Raw genomic sequence first — 18,158 nt, forward strand, 5'->3', positions numbered from 1 at the left:
GACTTGCATGTATTAGGCACGCCGCCAGCGTTCGTCCTGAGCCAGGATCAAACTCTCCAAAGAATTTGATATAGCTCTTGAAAATGACGAAGCTTGCGCTTCAATCAAAACTTGTAAAACTTTTTTTGCCTCATCGTTCAGTTTTCAAAGTTCGTCTGTCGCGCTTGGCGACTCAATTAATTTATCACGTTTCCTGATTAAAAGTCAACAACTTTTTTCACAAATTGTTTTTCTGGAATAATCATTTGCTGTGACAACGTTTATAACTATAATGCCTATTTACCACCGCGTCAATAAAAAATAACAAGAAAATAAAAAAAGATTGGATCTCTGTATTTAGAGACCCAATCCCAATCAATTTGTAGCCAGTGGCACGTATCCTGTCTTTTCAACAAGTGACTGTCCTTCTTCAGACGTCAGCCATTCGATGAACGGCTTATATTGCTCGTATTTGTCGGTCGTCGTGACCGCATAAAACTCGGATGTGATCGGGTACGTCCCGTCCCCGATTGTCTCGACCGTAGGCGCGACATCATCGACCCGTAACAATTTAATCGCATGTTCATCTACCATCTCCGTTGCATAAAAGCGGAACGAGAATCCGATGGCATTTTTATGGTTTTGATAGGAAGCCGTCTGTTCGATGATGCCACCCATTCCTTCCGGGACATCCTCGACCGGGGCGTCCATAAGCTTTTTGTCCCCCATCAAACGCTGCAAAGCCGTTTGGCTCCCGCTGTCTTCTGGCCGTTGGAACGCTCGAATCGAATCTTTTTTACCACCGACTTCATCCCAACTCGTAATGTCCCCTGCATAGATGTTTTGAATTTGTTCCAATTCGAGCGAGTCGACCGGATTGTCTTCATGTACAAAAAAGACGAACGCCTCACGGCCGATCGGTGTCATCTGAAACTCTACTCCTTGTCGCTCAGCTACTGCCAACTGTTGATCGGACGGTCCGGCTACAAAGATGATATCCGTTTCCCCTTCAACCAATCGCTCATACGCTGTACCTGTCGTCGTCGAGACGACCGAGCTGACTTCAGGGCTATCGGGGTTATAATCCGCTTCAGGATAAACCGCCTCGACGAATGCAGCATACATCGGATACAGCGCCGTCGCGCCGTCTAGTCGGGGAATGTTTGTTCCAATCTCAAATGTTGAAGGCTTATCGAGTTCAGCCAAATCAGACTTAGGCTTGAACGGTTGATAGTCACGCAACGAGACGCCACGTTCTTCAATCCGTAATCCCGCCGTATACACGTAATATCCTTTCACGGAACTAAAGAAAACAATCCCGACAACCGTTCCAATTAAAGCGATACGTTTGAGTTGTCCTTTCGATAACGATGAAAAGTCATATAGCGCCATAATAACAATCAAGAGAACGACCACGTACCAAATCGTCCAAATGATCGGCCGCTCACTTCCGAGAGGATCGCCCATCGCAAACAATCCTGTCACAATTGATAAGAATCCAGCCGCAAATATAATAAACACACTGCCGAGCAGAAATTTAGTAACCTTCATTCGATTCAGTTTCCCCATTCTCTTCTATATAGTTAAGCAATTTCATAAGCGACCGCTTCGACGCCTACTCCTTTTGTCGGACGTGTCACTGCCCGGACGTAACCTTTCCGGACTAAGAAGCCGACGATGCTGCCGAGGTCGACTTTTAACTCTTGTAAGTTCGGGTGCTCCATCAACTCCGAGAACGACCATGGTTCGTCACGTTGTTGCATCGCCTGCAAAAGTAACAACGTACCCGGCAAGACTTTAGATTGAATTAAATGCTCCATGCCGATGATGACCAGGTGAATACGTTGTTCGAGTGATTCGTGCCCGTTCACGAGTTCGTCGTGAAGCTTATACACTTCTAGGTCGAGTTTACGGACTTGCTTCCATAATACAATCTCTGGGTGGATTCCTGCCTCCAGGATGGAGAGCCGCGCCAAATGCGTGAGCGCATGGTGGATTTGGGTGAACGCATCTTGATGCTCTTCCTGTAAGAACAGTCCGCGCCCATCTTCGAAACGTCTAAGCAGCTTGGCGAACGCGAGCGAGAGTTGCAGTCGTTGTTCCTCGTTCGAGAAATTGCGCAACCGTTGCCTGAGCTCGAGCAAAAACTCATTTCGTTCGAACAGCACCATGCCGTCTTCGATCCAATGGATGGCACGCCGGTTCTCGTTCATTAGAATCCAACGATCCATCATCGAATCACTGACTATATGAAGAACGATTTTTTCTTGTCCGACTTGATAGTGTTTCACTGTCCAAAATGGTTCTTCCTTCGCTTCAATCACAATCAACAATCGATCCGATTGATCTGTTAATGGATCGCGCGGCCGTTTCTTCTTCACTTCAATGATGCCAAGCGTTGTTTTCAAGGCTGCATATTCTGAATAAATTGTTCGAGTCGCATATTCCATCGTCACCTTGATACCTTCTTTCTAATTAGTAAACGTCAATCGGTTCACACGATTATCTAATCTGATACAAAAATGATTCGCCTTCTTTTAAAATTCTCCTGCCACCGATTGTACGAACTTCTCAGCTTCGAGCAGATGAGCTATAGTAAAGACAGACATGGAGGGATTATGTATGAAAAAACGGGGGAATAAAATCAACCGCGCCAGAAACCTGGCTTTGCTGCTCGTGTTCGCTGGGATTGGGGTCATGTATCTCGGACTACTTGCCAAAAGCATCGCGTGGCTGATGATTATTTTCATGTTGCTCGGTTTCGTGATGGTACTGTCGAGCTCGGCGCTTTACTTCATCGTCGGCATGGCGTCGACGAAAGCAATCATCGTCACTTGTCCGAACTGTGAGAAAGAAACAAAGATGCTTGGACGTGTCGATCTATGTATGCATTGCGATGAACCGTTGACGATCGATCAATCGCTCGAAGGCAAAGACTTCGATGAGAAGTATAACAAACGTCAATCACACCAGAACGACTAAAAAAACATCCTCAGCCTGAGGATGTTTTTAATGTTTATGCGCTTGTTCAGTTTGGCAAGCCGGGCACGTCCCGTATACTTCGAGGCGGTGGCGATCCACTTTGAAACCTGTCAATTGAGAAGCGACGGCTTCAATCTCGTCAAGGACAGGATAGTTAAAGTCGACGACTTTCCCGCACGCATCACAGATAATGTGATAGTGACGTGATGTCACAAAATCGAAACGGCTCGAAGCGTCACCATAATTCATCTCTTGAACAAGTCCGATATCTTTAAAGACACGTAAGTTGTTATAGACGGTGGCGACACTCATGTTCGGGAACCTATCCGAAAGTGCCTTATAAATGTCATCCGCTGTCGGGTGACTGTGCTCCGTGACGAGGTACTCCAAAATCGCCTGTCGCTGAGGCGTCATTCTGACTCCATGTTCTCGGAGCGACTGAACAGCATGGTCAAGCATTTCGCTTCCCACGTCAATCCCTCATTTCTTCTATTAGAATTTATGCGAAGTGTCTGTTTAGAATTAACCTATTTCTTACATAGTAATCTTTATAAATAGTGTACTGATTTCTAAACCCTTCGTCAAACGTTGAGCTTATGCGGTTGACGGCTGTGATACAATAATTGCGAATTTGTAAAAGGAGGCAATACATATGACAACATCATCAAATCGTAAAATTTCAGACGTACTATATGAAGACGCATTGACGCATATCGTCGGGGGTGTCAACAGTCCCTCACGTTCGTTCAAAGCGGTCGGCGGCGGTGCCCCGGTTTATATGGAGCGCGGCGAAGGTGCTTATTTTTATGATGTGGACGGCAACCGCTATATCGATTACTTGGCCGCATATGGACCAATCGTTACCGGCCATGCCCATCCCCATATCCACAACGCCCTCATCGAAGCGTCCTCAAAAGGGCTTCTTTACGGGACGCCTCACGCGCTTGAGGTCGACTTCGCCAAGAAACTAAAAGCGGCGATCCCATCGATGGACAAAGTCCGCTTCACCAATTCCGGGACCGAGGCCGTCATGACGACAATCCGTGTCGCCCGCGCCTATACCGGACGCGAACTCGTCGTCAAGTTCAGCGGCTGCTACCATGGCCATTCCGACTTGATGCTGATTGCGGCGGGAAGCGGACCGGCGACGCTCGGTTCACCCGACTCAGCCGGTGTGACCCGCGCCACGGCGAAAGAAGTTATCACCGTCCCGTTCAACGACGTCGAGTCGTACCGGGCGATGATGAAAGAATGGGGCGATCAAGTCGCCTGCGTTCTCGTCGAACCAATCGTCGGAAACTTCGGGATCGTTGAGCCAAAACCCGGCTTCTTGCAAGCTATCAACGAGATCACCCATGAACACGGCGCGCTCGTCATTTACGACGAAGTCATCACAGCGTTCCGGTTCACGTACGGAAGCGCCCAACAAGTGTACAACATCGAGCCAGACATGACGGCGCTCGGTAAAATCATCGGTGGTGGACTTCCAATCGGAGCATACGGCGGGAAAGCAGAAATCATGGAGACGGTCGCACCGCTCGGACCCGCTTACCAAGCCGGGACGATGGCCGGAAACCCCGCTTCGATGGCGACCGGACTCGCTTGTCTCGAAGTGCTCGAGCAACCAGGCGTCTATGAAACATTAGATTCGTTAGGCGCACGTCTCGAAGCAGGGATCCGTGAAGCCGCGAAAACTCACGGCGTCACGATCACGCTTAACCGCCTAAAAGGCGCGCTCACCGTCTACTTCACGGACGAGATCGTCACGGACTACGAAGGAGCCGAGAAGTCGGACGGCGAAGTATTCGGCCGCTTCTTCAAATTGATGCTTGAGAACGGTGTCAACTTGGCCCCTTCTAAATATGAGGCGTGGTTCTTGACGACGGAACATACGGAACAAGATATCGATGAGACGATTGCCGCAGTAAATCGCGCGTTCGCACAGCTATAAAACAAGGAGATGCCGCGGCATCTCCTTTTATGTTCATACGGACGGACGAATCCACAATTGATCATATCGCGGGTGACCGAACACATCGAGCGGCACATCTCCAAAGAAACTCGGAAAGCGGCGCTCACGAGCGACATGATACAGCGGGATGACGAGGGCCTCCTCAGTCAAATAGCGTTCGACTTCGCGATGCAGCATCGACCAAGCGCTCATGTCAGTTTGTTGATAGCGGTCCATCATCGCCCGGAGTTTTTCTTCATTCGCGAGCAATTTGCCGACAAGCGACAGTTCACTCGTCAAAAAGGCTAGGAACGCCAAATCAAGATCTTCACTCATCATCTCTCCGCATAAAATCAAATCGGCACGGCAAAGCGTCTCATCTTGTAACAAAGACCCAATCGTATACGTCTCAGTCTCGACGGTAAACCCGGCCGTCCGTAACTGTGTAGCCACGAGCGCCGCGTCTTGCGCCGCCACTTCAAACGGCAAGTGCAACAGCCGGAGCGGACGCTGACAGATTGTCCCCTCCCCGGGCACGTGAACGGGACGACTCATCTCCGGAAAAAATCCATGCGCCACTTGGTGACGCTCTCCTCCCATCTCCACGAACGCCTCTTTTTGAATCGCTCGTTGAATCGCATGGCGCGCCGGCGCATCGTCCTTCAACCAAGACTGCCTCATGTTGAACACGAGATAGCGTGCTCCCGCCTCGGCGATCCACTTCACGAGGCTATGGTCGTCACGGGTGCTCCATTTCACATAATCCGTTTCGGAAAACGTGACGAATTCAACCACATCCAAAGACGGTCTCGGCCGGAGCCCACGCTCGAACGCTCTTAAACGTACGACTTCCTCCGACGTCTGCTCCAGCTTGAACGGTCCCGTCCCCACGACCCCTTCGGCCCCTTGATACGTTATCGAGGCCGGGGTTTGGGCGAGAAGTCGTTCAATATAGGCCATATGCGCTTTCGTATGTAAATCAATGACGTACGGCGCCGGGGACTCGACTCGTTCGATCGGTGCGAACAACCATACTTGTTTGCCATGATCCAATAACCGATTCAACGAATAGACGACGTCTTTGGCCGAAAGCGTCACCCCGTTATGAAACGTTACCCCTTTGCGGATATAGCAACGAAATCCGAACGGTGTTTCCTCTATATAATGTGCGAGCGAGGACTGGACAGTCGTCCCGTCCCATTCGAACAGGCGGTCGAAGACGTGCCGTGACAAAGACGCCTCCATCGCGATGTGGATATCGAGCGGGTCGAGCGATTCGAGCGCCCTCGTCCGCGGAAAAATGAACCGGTCTTCTTCAGTCTGCTCAAAGCCAAAACGGCTCCAAATAAGTGCTTGAATCACTTCTCGCAAGGCGGGTGGCCAGTCCCATTCCAACCACTTGGCCGCATCGGCCATCGAGGCCTGAACGAAAGACTCATCGATCCAAGCTCTCAGGGTCCGGTCAAACTCCGGCTGAAAGCGGAGCACCGATTCATGGCCTCGTCCTTTCCCCGGCCGATACTCCACCCACCCGAACGTTTCCCACATCTTCATATCCCGTTTCACTTGTTTCTCGCTATAGCCGACCGTATCGACCGCTTCCCGTAGTGTCAGTTCCACTTTGTTCTGTTCCAACGCACGACGATAAATCGCCACCAGCTTCGCATTCATGTCGTTCCCCCTAAAAGTGGACATCCAAAAATCATTTGTCTCTTTTTACCAAGTGTAGTCCACGATTAGACTAGTAACAAGGAGGTGCTCGCATGAAATTCAAAGATTTCCCTTTAAACGTTCGACTCCGGCTCGTCTGCGGCTTTTTCATCCGCATCGTCGGCTCGGCCATCTTTCCATTTATGGCTTTATATTTTTCAGAAGAACTCGGCAAAATCGCTGCCGGAATCATTATGACGTCGTTTGTTGTCGTCGGCTACGTCACCGGCTTGTTTGGCGGGTACTTTTCAGACCGCTTCAACCGCAAGCACGTGCTTCAAATCGGTCAGATCGTCCAAATCCTTTGTTTTCTAGGGATGACGGTCGCCATTCATCCGTCAAATAACTGGGCGTTTGCCGTCGCCGTGCTTTACTTTGGTCACGCCGTCGCGAACGGTTTGAACTACCCGGCTCTCGAAGCCATCGTCATCGATTCGATGGAAGAGTCGAACCGTAAAGCGATTTACGTATATGACTACTGGCTCGTCAATTTGGCGATTGCTGGGGGCGTCATGCTCGGAGGTGCTTTTTATCGAGACTATCGTTTCGGACTATTCGTCGGAATGACGCTCGTGTTGACGATCACGACGCTCGTCTTGCAACGTTTTCTCGTTGATAGCTATAAAGGAAACCGTTCGACGTCTGCTAACCCGCTCGTCGGCGTGTATCAAAACTATCGAATCGCACTCAGTGACCGTCGTTGGATGCTGTTCGTCCTCGGTAGCATGCTCGTCTTCTCGACCGAGTTCCATATGGCAAACTATATCGGTGTCCATTTGGCCGAATCGTTCACAGAACGGTCGATCGTCGGCGTCCCGTTCGATGGCGTCCGCATGATGGCGTTCATGCAGCTTGAAAACACGTTGCTCGTCGTCGCCATCACGTTCGCGGTCACCGCTTTCGTGAAACGCTACCGGGAAAAGTATATCTTCTTCATCGGCTTATCCTTATACGTGACGGCCTATGCCGCGATTACGTCAATGAACTCGTTCATCACGCTTGCCGTTCTCGCCATCGTCTTCACCATTGGTGAGTTGCTCTATTCGCCGATTCGACAAGTGAAACAAATCGACTTGATCGACCCGACTCGACGGGCCTCATACCTCGCCTTCGGAGGCTTGACGTTCCACGGGGCGAAACTTGTCGCCGCAGCCGGCATCGTCGTCGGCGCGTTCATCGGGCCGGTATTCATGAGCGGCTACATGTTCTTATTTGGCGCCCTTGGAGGTTACCTTTATTACGTCTCGCTCTACAAGATGGAGCCTGCCCGTCAGCTCGCCGCTTGACGTTTGAGCATTCGTTCGAACGGATAAAGTCAGGAGAGAAGGAGGCGCTCCCTATGCCAGCCATTGTGTTATTTGACGGAGACTGCAACTTTTGTGACGCCAGTGTGCAGTTCATCTTAAATCGTGATTCAACAGGAAACTTCCATTTCGCCTCACTTCAAGGTGAGGCCGGACAAGCAATCCGAAAACGTCATCGTATCCCGGATACGGTCGATAGCATCGTTTTGATCAAAGGCGGCGTCCCTTATTTGAAATCGGACGCGGCGACCCGAATCGCCGAGGGGTTGGACGGGAACTGGCGGATGCTTCGCTTCATCCGACTCGTCCCTAAACCGCTTCGTGATTTTGGTTACGACATCATCGCGAACAACCGCTATCGCTGGTTCGGTCAAAAAGAGACGTGCAAACTACCGACCCCAGAAGAACGAAGTCGCTTTATCGACCAAACACCAAACCAGCCGACTCATCAATGAGCCGGCTGGTTTTTTAGTCCATGCATGTCAAGTACGTCCAGTGGCACTCCGGCATCGGATTGCCCATAAAGCTGACCCCAAGGTCGTCCGCCCGGTGGATCGTCATCCACGGCGCATCGCCGACTTGAACGTAGACTTCATGATGCGGCGACTGGGTGTGACTTCCGGACAGTTTGAACGTCGCACTGTTTTTAAGTGCCGTGACGATGGTGTATTTAATATCAGGCGCAACGACGAGCGGATTGCCTACCGAATGTTGCAAACGAAATGCAGCTTTCCCCCGCTCGATGTCGACATCTTCTACATACACGCGGTCGACCGAAGCGACGTCTTCGCCCGTCAATCGATGATGCTTCGTATACCCGCGGGTAACGTTCGCATCTTTTTTTAACGAGATAATCGGAATATCGGTCAACCCCTCGACTTTCACTTCCGTCCGGGTCCGGTATTCGGTCGCATGGACGTTATAAGGACGTCCGTCCCCTTCAAAATACGGGTGCGGTGACATCAGGTTCGGGTTTTTAATCATCGGCGGACGAATGAACGTCTGGACACGCAGGTTAATGCCGTCGACCGTGGCCACGTCCGGACGTGTCGGACTGACGAGGAAATACATCGTGTAGAGCTCCTTGTCACGTCTCGTATCCGACTTCATCTCTTTCGCGATCGACATCACTTTTCCGACCATATGCACGATACGGGTCCCCGGTTTATCATCTCGCTTGACCGGACGCAAAGCCCGAACCTCATAGAGCGTCGGTTGTTCGAGCGGTGTCTCGTCGATGTATCCGCTCCCGACGATTTCCGCGATACGGCGTCCCTCACGATATACCGCATACGTGTCGACGTCCGCGATCGGGTCCCACTGTAAATACGTTCCGCTCGGCGCCACGACCGCCGACGTCAGATGACGATTCCAATACAAGTCGTCGTTTGGATTAACGGCCGCAGTATACAGTTTTGCCACTTCGCCAAACTCGTCCGAGATGCGGTAAGCGACTTGCTCCCCGACGCTCGTCTCCCGGTCGACATAATGCTGATCCGTCCCCTCATACACGTACTTCCCGTTCCGTGTGACGCGCACTTTCCCATCAAACGACCACGTTAACTCTAACCCGTCGTTGAGCGGACGGACATTGATCAATCCTTCCCCATTCATCATCGTGTCATCCCCCTTTTGGCATGTCGTTTCTTCATTCCCGTCTACTAGATACGGAAAACAAAAAAAGACTTCGAGTTGAACTCGAAGCCTCACTCCACGACAGCTAAGTCTTGGATCATATACAAATCATAGTACGCGCCACGGCGACGCATCAATTCTTCATGCGTTCCCGCTTCCATGATTCGACCGTTGTCGACGACGACAATTTTATCGGCGTCGGTGATCGTTGATAGGCGGTGGGCGACGATGAGCGTCGTCCGTCCTTTCGTCAATCTTGCGAGCGAATCTTGGATCATCGACTCACTCTCGAGATCGAGCGCGCTCGTCGCCTCATCGAGAATGATGATCGGCGGATGTTTGAGGAAGACGCGGGCGATGGCAAGACGTTGCTTCTGCCCCCCCGACAGCTTCACGCCTTTTTCGCCGACCGGCGTGTTGTAACCGTCCTCCAAGTTCATGATGAACTCGTGGGCGTTGGCCGCTTTCGCAGCGGCGATGACGGCATCGTCCGTCGCTTCCGGATTCCCCATCCGGATGTTCATGGCGACCGACTCACTGAAGAGAACCGAATCTTGCATGACCATGCCGATTTGGTCGCGAAGGGCCCGGAGTTTAAAGTCACGGACGTCGACGCCGTCGATTTTGATACTGCCGTCCGTCACGTCGTAAAAACGCGGAATCAAACTGACGAGCGTCGATTTCCCACCGCCGGACATGCCGACGAAAGCGACTCGTTCCCCGGACCGGATGTGCAGGCTGACGTCATGCAAAGCACGCGTCCCTTCTTTCTCATAGGCAAAGCCGACACCGTCGAGTTCGATATCCCCGGCTGTCTGCACCGGCACGAACGCATCGCGTTTCTGTTCGATATCATACGGCTCATCGAGAAATTCAAAGACCCGGTCCATCGACGCGACCGACTGCGTGAGCGTCGTCGCTGAGTTGACGAGACGGCCGAGCGGTGCGTACAGGCGATCGATATAGGCGATGAAAGCGACGAGTGTCCCGAGCGAGACCTGTTCTTGTAACACGAGCCAAGAAGCCGACGTAAAGATTAAGATCGGCGCGATGTCCGTGATTGTCGACACGACGACGTACGTCTTCGCATTCCAACCTGTATGGCGAAGTGCGGCTTTCAAGAAGCCACCGTTCTGTTCTTCAAACGCCTTGTTCTCATACGGCTCGAGCGCAAAGCTTCGGATGACGGCCATGCCGTTGACACGTTCGGTCAAATGGCCTTGAAGATCAGCGAGTGCGGCCGAGCGTTCCCGGGTGAGGCGGCGCAAGCGTCCATAGAAGTAGCGGACGGCGATCGCATAAAACGGGAGCGGCAAGATAGCGATGAGCGTCAATTGCGGGTCGATTGTATACATGATGGCGATCGCGATCAAAATCGTGACCATATCGAGCCAAATGTTCATGAGTCCCGTGATGACAAAGTCTTTCGTCTGCTCGACATCGTTGATGATACGCGAGATGATCTGCCCGGTCTTATTGTTCGAATAGTAACGAAGCGATAGCTTTTGCACGTGGTCGAACAATCGGTTCCGAACGTCGAACAAAATTCGTGTTGCGGCCCATTGCGCTAAATACTGCCGCAAATACTCGATCGGCGGCTTCAAGACGAGGAAGATGAAGAAGACGATGCTGAACAACCAAACGAGCTCAGTGTAATCCGTCGCCGGGTCCGGGTCCGTCAAATATTTATCGATCACATGTCTATAAAGTAGCGGCAATCCGAGCGGGATTGAGAATTTCAAAATCCCGACGAAAATCGTCAAAGCAATTTGTTTTTTATATGGTTTTACAAACTGTAAATAGCGTCTAACACTTCCCATAGAGCCCTCCTTCAAGAAAAAAAGCGGAGATGAGTACTCATCTCCGGTAACGTGCTTCGTATTCGCGATACCATTCATCGACGAATGTTGGGTTGAACGGCCCTTTCCGTCCTCGAATCCAGTTGATAAGTTCTTGAACGTTCTGTTTCAAGATTCGATCAATCGCTTTCGGATAATTCATTTCGCGACGATGCCGCTCATATTCATCCTCATCTAAAATCGTGTACGACATATCCGGGAACACTTTAATATCTAAATCGTAGTCAATGTACTTGATGGCTCGTTCTGCCCCATCGAACGTTGTCGGCGAACCTAGATTACAGTAGTAGTAAATCCCGTCTTCGCGAATCATACAGATGACATTAAACCAAAACTCAGATGAAAAGTAGCAAATTGCCGGCTCTCTTGTTCTCCATTGCCGGCCGTCTGATTCACTGACCATAATGCGGTCGTTGAACCCAATCATATCCGTTTTTGACGATTGAAGGACGAGCGTTTCTTCCCAAACGCGATGCAAAGTCCCGTTGTGCTTGTAGCTCTGTATCTCGATCTTGCTACCTGCTTTGGGAAATAAGCTCATAAGCTCCTCCTTTCCGCTATGATGCTGTACATTCTCATTTTTAATTATAGCGACTTTCAGAACCAATGAAAAAGGAAATCTCTTATTTTCACGAATTTAGTGCTTTTTGGAAGGCGACGGCTCGTCCTGCGAACATCGGGCGAAGAATAAACTGCTCGACAATCGCTTCGGGTAAGTAACTATCAAATGTCACTTCATCGACCATGACGGCCTTCCCATCGACTTCTTTCACACTGTGAACGTGACAAAACCGTTTGAACGGGAACGGCAAAGTCACACCTTGGTCACAAAATGCGTGCCGCCCCGCTAACGTGATCGCACTGATCCACGGCAGCGTGACCGGTCCGACACCAACACGGAGATGGATTCGATTACCTTCTACGGACGCGCCATCTCCGACGAGCGTCACTTCTGGAAACGTCGTCAGTTCAGATAAAAGCGACGCGTCTTGCAACAATTCCCACAACGCCTCGACGGAAGTGTCGAACGGCGTTTCGACGTCAAACTGTCTCATTTCTATCCCCTACCAATCGTTCTAGTTTTTGTTGGGCAACCGACACGGTCAACACATCCCGCTCGTCCCCGGCGAGCCAAATCCACTCCTCGTCCGGCAACGTTTCGACCTCATATAAGTCGACGTACCAGATGATGTGTGAAAACACGTGTTTCACTTGTCCAATATAGGTTCCGTTTAACTGTTCCCCCGTTCCACGATCTGTAAGCGGGTATTGCCACATTCCCGCGAGCAGACCTGTATCGGGCCGCTGAACGTAGGCGATGCGATCGTCACGTTTACAGTAGAGGGCATCGAACATCTCGATCCGGGCCGCGCCTTTTTTCGTCTTGACCGGAAGCTCATCTTGGACATGATGTGCATAGGCGTAACATTCGTCTTGGACCGGACAGAGCGAGCACATCGGATTTTTCGGGGTACAGACGGTCGCACCGAGCTCCATGACAGCTTCATTAAAATCGGAGGCGTGCTCCGGGTCCATCAGGCGCCGAATGACTTGATCAAAAATCTTCCGCGTCTTTGGTACGGCAATATCTTCATAGATGCCAAACTGGCGGGCCATGACGCGCATGACGTTCCCGTCGACGGCAGGCTCGGGCTGATTGTAGGCGATCGAGAGCACGGCTCCGGTCGTATACGGACCGACCCCTTTCAATTTTTCAAACAGTTCTTTTTCCTCCGGTACGACGCCGTCATACGTAGAGACGACTTCTTTTACCGCTTGATGGAGGTTACGGACGCGTGAGTAATATCCAAGCCCTTCCCAATATTTGACGACCTCGTCGGGATGAGCCTCTGCTAAGTCCTCGATCGTCGGGAAGCGGTCCATGAATCGATTATAATAAGGGATGACGGTATCGACGCGCGTCTGTTGGAGCATGACTTCGCTCACCCACACCCGGTACGGATTTTTCCCGTGTCGCCACGGCAAATCGCGTTTTTCACGATTGAACCAGGTGAGTAAATTTTTATTGAACTGGCGAATAGTATAATTTGTGAACAATTTATCAATATCGAGCATTTTGTTTCCCCTCGTTTTAAAAATATTGTATGATGGTAGCGATCATTGAACGTCGTTTCTTTATTAACGGAGGTGCTGAAGCACATTGGATACTGCGACACACATTGGAATGGGCCTTGGTTTAAGCGCCCTTGCGACACTTAGCCCGGAAGTAGCAGGCGACTCGCAAATGTTCTTGGCTATGACGGCTACCGCTCTTGTCGGTTCGCATGCGCCAGACTTTGACACCGTCTTCAAACTTAAAGGAAACAGCACGTATTTACGCCAGCACCGCGGTCTTTCACACGGAATCACCGCACTTCTTGCTTGGCCGATCATCGTCAGTGCCATCATCGGTATGGTACTTGGCGTCAACCCTGCTTCCTTATGGGTCATGGCACAAATCGCGGTATTGTTACACGTCACCGTCGACTTGTTCAACGCTTACGGGACGCAAGCCCTGCAACCTTTCTCGAAGAAATGGATTGGCTGGGGCGTCATCGGAACGTTTGACCCCTACTTGTTCTCTGCTTATTACGGAGCATATGTATTATGGCTTATCACAGGGGCAACTGTCCCGATTTTTGCACTGCTCATTGCGCTCGTCATCAGTTACTATGCGATTCAGTTCAAACTACGTAACCGTGCGCTCGCAACGGTCGCCCGTCACTTCGCCGGTGCCCATGAGCTCTTTATCTCACCAGGTATTGGTTGGGACGACTGGCACGTCGCCGTTCGTTTCCGCAACGGACTCGGTGCGGTCAAAGTGAAAAAAGGTGAAGTCATCGAATGTGGTCGCTTCCGTGACAAGGCGATGCCTGGCGAAGACGACCTGCACTTCGTCGAAGCTCGTAAAAATGCAGACTTGCAGTCGTTCTTAGCATTTTCAAAAATTCACACGTACACGGTCACACGTCACAACGGCATGATCGAGTATCGGTTCACGAATTTGCGCTACTTCTCGAAAGACATCTACCCGTTCGTTGCTGTCGTCATCGTCGACGAAGAGTCGAACGAAGTCTTGTCTTCGTTCACCGGTTGGGTGTTCAGCGAAGAAAGCTTACAAAAGAAACTTGTCTATGAACAGTAAAAAGTCGCTCTCACGAGCGACTTTTTCTTATGCCTCAGACTCCGTGAATTGGAGCTCAAATTCAAATTTCACTTTTTTATCGACGAGGACACCGCCGGCTTCAAGCGCCTGGTTCCACGTCAACCCGTAATCTTCCCGGTTGATCGTCCCGTCTCCGGTAAAGGCGTGCTTCATATTGCCCCACGGGTCTTTCACACTGCCTTCATACTCGACTTCAAACGTCTCCTCGCGCGTCGTTCCACGAATCGTCAAATTACCGGTCAAAGCGAACTCGTTACCGCCTTTCGCTTGGAATGATGTCGACTCGAAGACGATGTCCGGATGTTGATCGGCGTCGAAAAAGTCGCCCGACCGTAAGTGTGCGTCACGGTCACCGTTGTTCGTGTCAATCGAGGCCGCTTTAATCGTCACGCTTACCCGTGCATTCGCTAAATCGTCAGGCTGTCCGTTCGCATCAACCGCAAACTCTTTAAGTTCGCCTTTCACTTTCGAGATCATCATATGCTTCACCGTAAAAGTGATTGAGCTGTGTGCTGGGTCGACTTGATAAGTTTTTGCCATGAATACGTCCACTCCTTCGATTTGAAATTGATTCCACAATACTGTTTTTACCACAAATCTTGACTTCAAAACATCTCGAAATAATTGTGTCAAATTATTGTCAAAAAATTTTGACTTTTATCACTGCAACCCGTTAGGATGAAAAAGGGAGCTATTGGCTTACTACAAAATGTAAGCGCATACATAGAGCCCCTATACTTTACGGAAAAGGGAGGAACGATCATGATTTATGAAGTACCGAACTCTGCAGGCACGAAAGTCCAGTTCAAGGACCGCTATGAGAACTACATCAACGGAAAGTGGACAGCACCTTCAGGGGGAGACTATTTTGAGAACACCTCTCCGGTAAATGGTAAAGTGTTATGCGAGGTCGCTCGGTCGACGAAAGAAGATATCGAGCTGGCACTGGACGCGGCCCATGCCGCCAAAGGCGCCTGGGGCAAAACATCGGTCACCGAACGCTCGGTCATTTTAAACAAGATTGCCGACCGAATGGAAGAAAACCTTGAGATGCTCGCTTACGCGGAGACGTGGGAGAATGGAAAAGCCGTCCGTGAGACGTTGAACGCCGACCTGCCGCTCGCGATCGATCACTTCCGCTATTTCGCCGGTGTCATCCGCTCGCAAGAAGGCGGCATCAGCGAGCTCGACAACGACACGGTCGCCTATCACTTCGCGGAACCGCTCGGCGTCGTCGCTCAAATCATCCCATGGAACTTCCCGATTTTGATGGCAATCTGGAAAGTCGCACCGGCACTCGCCGCCGGCAACTGCATCGTCTTAAAACCGGCCGAACAGACACCGGCCTCGATTATGGTACTGATGGAGCTGATTGAAGACTTGCTGCCGCCAGGCGTGCTCAACATCGTCAATGGCTTCGGACTCGAGGCCGGGAAGCCGCTCGCCTCAAGTAACCGCGTCGACAAAGTCGCGTTCACTGGCGAAACGACGACGGGCCGATTGATCATGCAATACGCGTCGCAAAACATCATCCCGGTGACGCTCGAACTCGGGGGCAAGTCACCAAATATCTTCTTCGCCGACATTATGGACGCGGACGATGATTTCTTTGACAAAGCGATCGAAGGGCTCGTCATGTTCGCATTAAACCAAGGCGAAGTATGCACGTGTCCATCGCGCGCCCTCATCCACGATTCGATTTATGAGCCGTTTATGGCACGCGTCCTCGAGCGCGTCAAAGCGATCAAGCTCGGCAACCCGCTCGACCCTGACGTTATGATGGGTGCTCAAGCATCGAACGAACAGCTGGAGAAGGTTTTATCGTATCTTGAGATCGGAAAAGCCGAAGGAGCCGAATGTTTGATCGGCGGTGAGCGCAACATGATGGACGGTGACCTCGCCGACGGCTATTACGTTCAACCGACCATCTTTAAAGGTCACAACAAGATGCGCATCTTCCAAGAAGAAATCTTTGGTCCAGTCTTGTCGGTGACGACGTTCAAGGACGACGCGGACGCGCTCGCCATCGCGAACGATACGCTCTATGGTCTCGGCGCCGGCGTCTGGACACGCGATATGAACCGGGCTTATCGGTTCGGCCGTGAGATTCAAGCGGGTCGTGTTTGGATCAACTGTTACCATCAGTATCCGGCCCATGCCGCGTTCGGCGGTTACAAAATGTCTGGGATCGGACGTGAAAATCATAAGATGATGCTCAACCATTACCAACGTACAAAAAATATGCTCGTCAGCTACAGCGAACAAAAACTCGGGTTCTTTTAAGATGGTGCGTCGCGTCGAGGCCACCCCCGCCACGCTCGCGCTCCTCGAGCAGTTGCTTGCGAAACACGGTCCGCTCCTGTTCCACCAGTCGGGCGGTTGCTGTGACGGGAGCTCACCGATGTGCTTCCCCCAAGGCGAATTTCTGATTGGTGATCACGACGTCCTGCTCGGAGAGATCGGCGGCTGTCCGTTCTATATCCACGAGAAGCAGTATGAGTATTGGAAGCACACCCAGCTCATCATCGACGTCGTCGACGGCCGGGGCGGCATGTTCTCGGTCGAAGGCGTCGAAGGGAAACGGTTTTTGAGCCGTTCCCGCGTATTCACAGACGAGGAGCGTGCCGAGTTGCAACAGTCTTGATTGTTTTTTTGACCAGTCATCTTAACAGATGGTTGGTCTTTTTTGTGATTCACCGTGTACTTTTCAATTTCTTATTTCCAATAATCCCCAAAAATTACTCAATCGTTTCTCGTCATCTTGTATAGTGAACGTAGATAAGAAGGGAGAATGATGATGAGCCAATTATTAAACGAAGTACTTGGAAGTGTATTAATCTCCTTACTCAGTTTTGCCGTCCCGCTTTTTTTGATTTGTGGGACAATCGTGTATACAAAAGTAAAAAGGTATAAACAAAGTCAATATTTTGCTCAGACTGGTCATCGCTACATCAAAGTCGTGCAAGATATCGGATTATATGGAGAGTACCGCTGTGTTGCTGAACTTGAGGCGCGCCGGCTCGCCCCGCTCATCTTGACGAACCTGTATTTGCCTCATCCAACAAAACGTGACCGGACGACAGAAGTCGATGTGGTGTTCATCGATGAGAGCGGTGTTCACGTCATCGAGTCCAAAAATTATAGCGGTTGGATCTTCGGACGGGAACAAGATCGACAGTGGACACAGGCTTTATCCAATCGAAAGAAGTTTAAATTCTACAATCCGATTAAGCAAAACGAGCTCCATATGCGGGCAATCGAACAGCTACTACATCTCGATCGAAGCTATTTACACTCCTGGATTGTCTTCAGTGATCGCTCTACGTTGAAGCGGGTTGAGTCGTCTAGCGTTCCTGTGTTGAATCGAAAAATATGGGCGAAGCAAATGATGGCCTCTCGTGAACCTCGATTGACGGCAGCTGAACGGATTGAAGTGTATGAACGACTCCTTCCTTATATGAACGCGAGCATCGAGGTCAAGGAAGCGCACATCGACGCCATCAGGCAGACAAAATCTCCAATCGGTTAATATAAGAATCAGCCTAAAAAGTCCCGCTCAACGTTTGAGCGGG

Annotated in this window: 18 protein-coding genes and 1 rRNA gene; 8 read left to right on the forward strand and 11 right to left on the reverse strand. The window is 50.8% G+C overall.

Going from position 1 to position 18,158, the window contains the following annotated elements; translation table 11 throughout:
- From EVJ23_RS08940 to EVJ23_RS08950, 3 genes are all read right to left on the reverse strand, one after another.
- Positions 1-63 (reverse strand): 16S ribosomal RNA (locus tag EVJ23_RS08940); the annotation flags it as partial.
- 291 nt (positions 64-354) lie between these two features.
- Positions 355-1,530, reverse strand: coding sequence for a PstS family phosphate ABC transporter substrate-binding protein (locus tag EVJ23_RS08945; RefSeq protein ID WP_236633742.1), 1,176 nt, complete (start codon positions 1,528-1,530; stop codon positions 355-357).
- A gap of 32 nt (positions 1,531-1,562) precedes the next feature.
- A complete protein-coding gene (locus EVJ23_RS08950) occupies positions 1,563-2,429 on the reverse strand; it encodes a nucleotidyltransferase-like protein (RefSeq protein ID WP_070328983.1) in 867 nt (288 codons plus the stop codon).
- Positions 2,430-2,601: 172 nt separating this feature from the next.
- Here EVJ23_RS08950 and EVJ23_RS08955 point away from each other — a divergent pair, with 172 nt between their 5' ends.
- Positions 2,602-2,961 carry a YgzB family protein gene (locus EVJ23_RS08955; protein ID WP_070328968.1) on the forward strand — a complete coding sequence of 120 codons (360 nt, stop codon included), beginning with the start codon at positions 2,602-2,604 and terminating at the stop codon, positions 2,959-2,961.
- Between the two features lie 27 nt (positions 2,962-2,988).
- On the opposite strand, the gene perR is transcribed toward EVJ23_RS08955, so the two are convergent.
- Positions 2,989-3,420, reverse strand: a complete 432-nt coding sequence (gene perR / locus EVJ23_RS08960) for a peroxide-responsive transcriptional repressor PerR (RefSeq protein WP_131441208.1) — start codon at positions 3,418-3,420, stop codon at positions 2,989-2,991.
- Positions 3,421-3,613: 193 nt separating this feature from the next.
- Here perR and EVJ23_RS08965 point away from each other — a divergent pair, with 193 nt between their 5' ends.
- On the forward strand, positions 3,614-4,912 hold the full coding sequence (locus tag EVJ23_RS08965) for a glutamate-1-semialdehyde 2,1-aminomutase (protein WP_131465642.1): 1,299 nt from the start codon (positions 3,614-3,616) through the stop codon (positions 4,910-4,912).
- A gap of 33 nt (positions 4,913-4,945) precedes the next feature.
- On the opposite strand, the gene EVJ23_RS08970 is transcribed toward EVJ23_RS08965, so the two are convergent.
- A complete protein-coding gene (locus EVJ23_RS08970; RefSeq protein ID WP_161567024.1) occupies positions 4,946-6,583 on the reverse strand; it encodes an ABC transporter substrate-binding protein in 1,638 nt (545 codons plus the stop codon).
- A gap of 92 nt (positions 6,584-6,675) precedes the next feature.
- Here EVJ23_RS08970 and EVJ23_RS08975 point away from each other — a divergent pair, with 92 nt between their 5' ends.
- Together EVJ23_RS08975 and EVJ23_RS08980 are read left to right on the forward strand one after the other, a co-directional pair.
- Positions 6,676-7,908 carry an MFS transporter gene (locus tag EVJ23_RS08975; protein ID WP_071399195.1) on the forward strand — a complete coding sequence of 411 codons (1,233 nt, stop codon included), beginning with the start codon at positions 6,676-6,678 and terminating at the stop codon, positions 7,906-7,908.
- Positions 7,909-7,961: 53 nt separating this feature from the next.
- Positions 7,962-8,381 (forward strand): thiol-disulfide oxidoreductase DCC family protein, encoded by a 420-nt coding sequence (locus EVJ23_RS08980; RefSeq protein ID WP_131444189.1) that lies wholly within the window; start codon positions 7,962-7,964, stop codon positions 8,379-8,381.
- Between the two features lie 13 nt (positions 8,382-8,394).
- Here the strand turns inward: EVJ23_RS08980 and EVJ23_RS08985 are convergent, their stop codons facing one another.
- From EVJ23_RS08985 to mutY, 5 genes are all read right to left on the reverse strand, one after another.
- Entirely contained in the window at positions 8,395-9,543 is a 1,149-nt protein-coding gene (locus tag EVJ23_RS08985) for a DUF3238 domain-containing protein (protein WP_071399193.1), read from the reverse strand.
- Between the two features lie 89 nt (positions 9,544-9,632).
- Positions 9,633-11,381: an ABC transporter ATP-binding protein gene (locus EVJ23_RS08990; RefSeq protein WP_131465646.1), complete on the reverse strand. Its 1,749-nt coding sequence runs from the start codon at positions 11,379-11,381 to the stop codon at positions 9,633-9,635.
- Positions 11,382-11,418: 37 nt separating this feature from the next.
- Positions 11,419-11,961 carry a nucleoside tri-diphosphate phosphatase gene (gene ntdP / locus EVJ23_RS08995; RefSeq protein ID WP_021067741.1) on the reverse strand — a complete coding sequence of 181 codons (543 nt, stop codon included), beginning with the start codon at positions 11,959-11,961 and terminating at the stop codon, positions 11,419-11,421.
- An 88-nt stretch (positions 11,962-12,049) separates the two neighbouring features.
- A complete protein-coding gene (locus EVJ23_RS09000) occupies positions 12,050-12,475 on the reverse strand; it encodes an SRPBCC family protein (protein ID WP_071399191.1) in 426 nt (141 codons plus the stop codon).
- Positions 12,462-13,496, reverse strand: a complete 1,035-nt coding sequence (mutY, locus tag EVJ23_RS09005; RefSeq protein WP_131465648.1) for an A/G-specific adenine glycosylase — start codon at positions 13,494-13,496, stop codon at positions 12,462-12,464. The genes EVJ23_RS09000 and mutY overlap by 14 nt, the downstream gene beginning before the upstream one ends.
- Positions 13,497-13,605: 109 nt before the next feature.
- On the opposite strand from mutY, the gene EVJ23_RS09010 reads away from it, so the two are divergent.
- Positions 13,606-14,565: a metal-dependent hydrolase gene (locus EVJ23_RS09010; RefSeq protein ID WP_236641229.1), complete on the forward strand. Its 960-nt coding sequence runs from the start codon at positions 13,606-13,608 to the stop codon at positions 14,563-14,565.
- A gap of 27 nt (positions 14,566-14,592) precedes the next feature.
- On the opposite strand, the gene EVJ23_RS09015 is transcribed toward EVJ23_RS09010, so the two are convergent.
- Positions 14,593-15,126, reverse strand: a complete 534-nt coding sequence (locus tag EVJ23_RS09015; RefSeq protein ID WP_131465650.1) for a YceI family protein — start codon at positions 15,124-15,126, stop codon at positions 14,593-14,595.
- 222 nt (positions 15,127-15,348) lie between these two features.
- Between EVJ23_RS09015 and exaC the strand changes: the two genes are divergently transcribed.
- The 3 genes from exaC (at position 15,349) to EVJ23_RS09030 (ending at position 18,115) form a co-directional block, all read left to right on the forward strand.
- Positions 15,349-16,869 (forward strand): acetaldehyde dehydrogenase ExaC, encoded by a 1,521-nt coding sequence (gene exaC, locus EVJ23_RS09020; protein WP_131465652.1) that lies wholly within the window; start codon positions 15,349-15,351, stop codon positions 16,867-16,869.
- A gap of 1 nt (position 16,870) precedes the next feature.
- Complete coding sequence (locus EVJ23_RS09025; protein WP_131465654.1) at positions 16,871-17,230, forward strand: DUF779 domain-containing protein; 360 nt, start codon at positions 16,871-16,873, stop codon at positions 17,228-17,230.
- A gap of 153 nt (positions 17,231-17,383) precedes the next feature.
- Positions 17,384-18,115, forward strand: a complete 732-nt coding sequence (locus EVJ23_RS09030) for a nuclease-related domain-containing protein (protein ID WP_070328982.1) — start codon at positions 17,384-17,386, stop codon at positions 18,113-18,115.
- Positions 18,116-18,158 lie beyond the last annotated feature (43 nt).

The organism is Exiguobacterium sp. SH1S1, from assembly GCF_004337245.1.
GTDB lineage: Bacteria > Bacillota > Bacilli > Exiguobacteriales > Exiguobacteriaceae > Exiguobacterium > Exiguobacterium aurantiacum_A.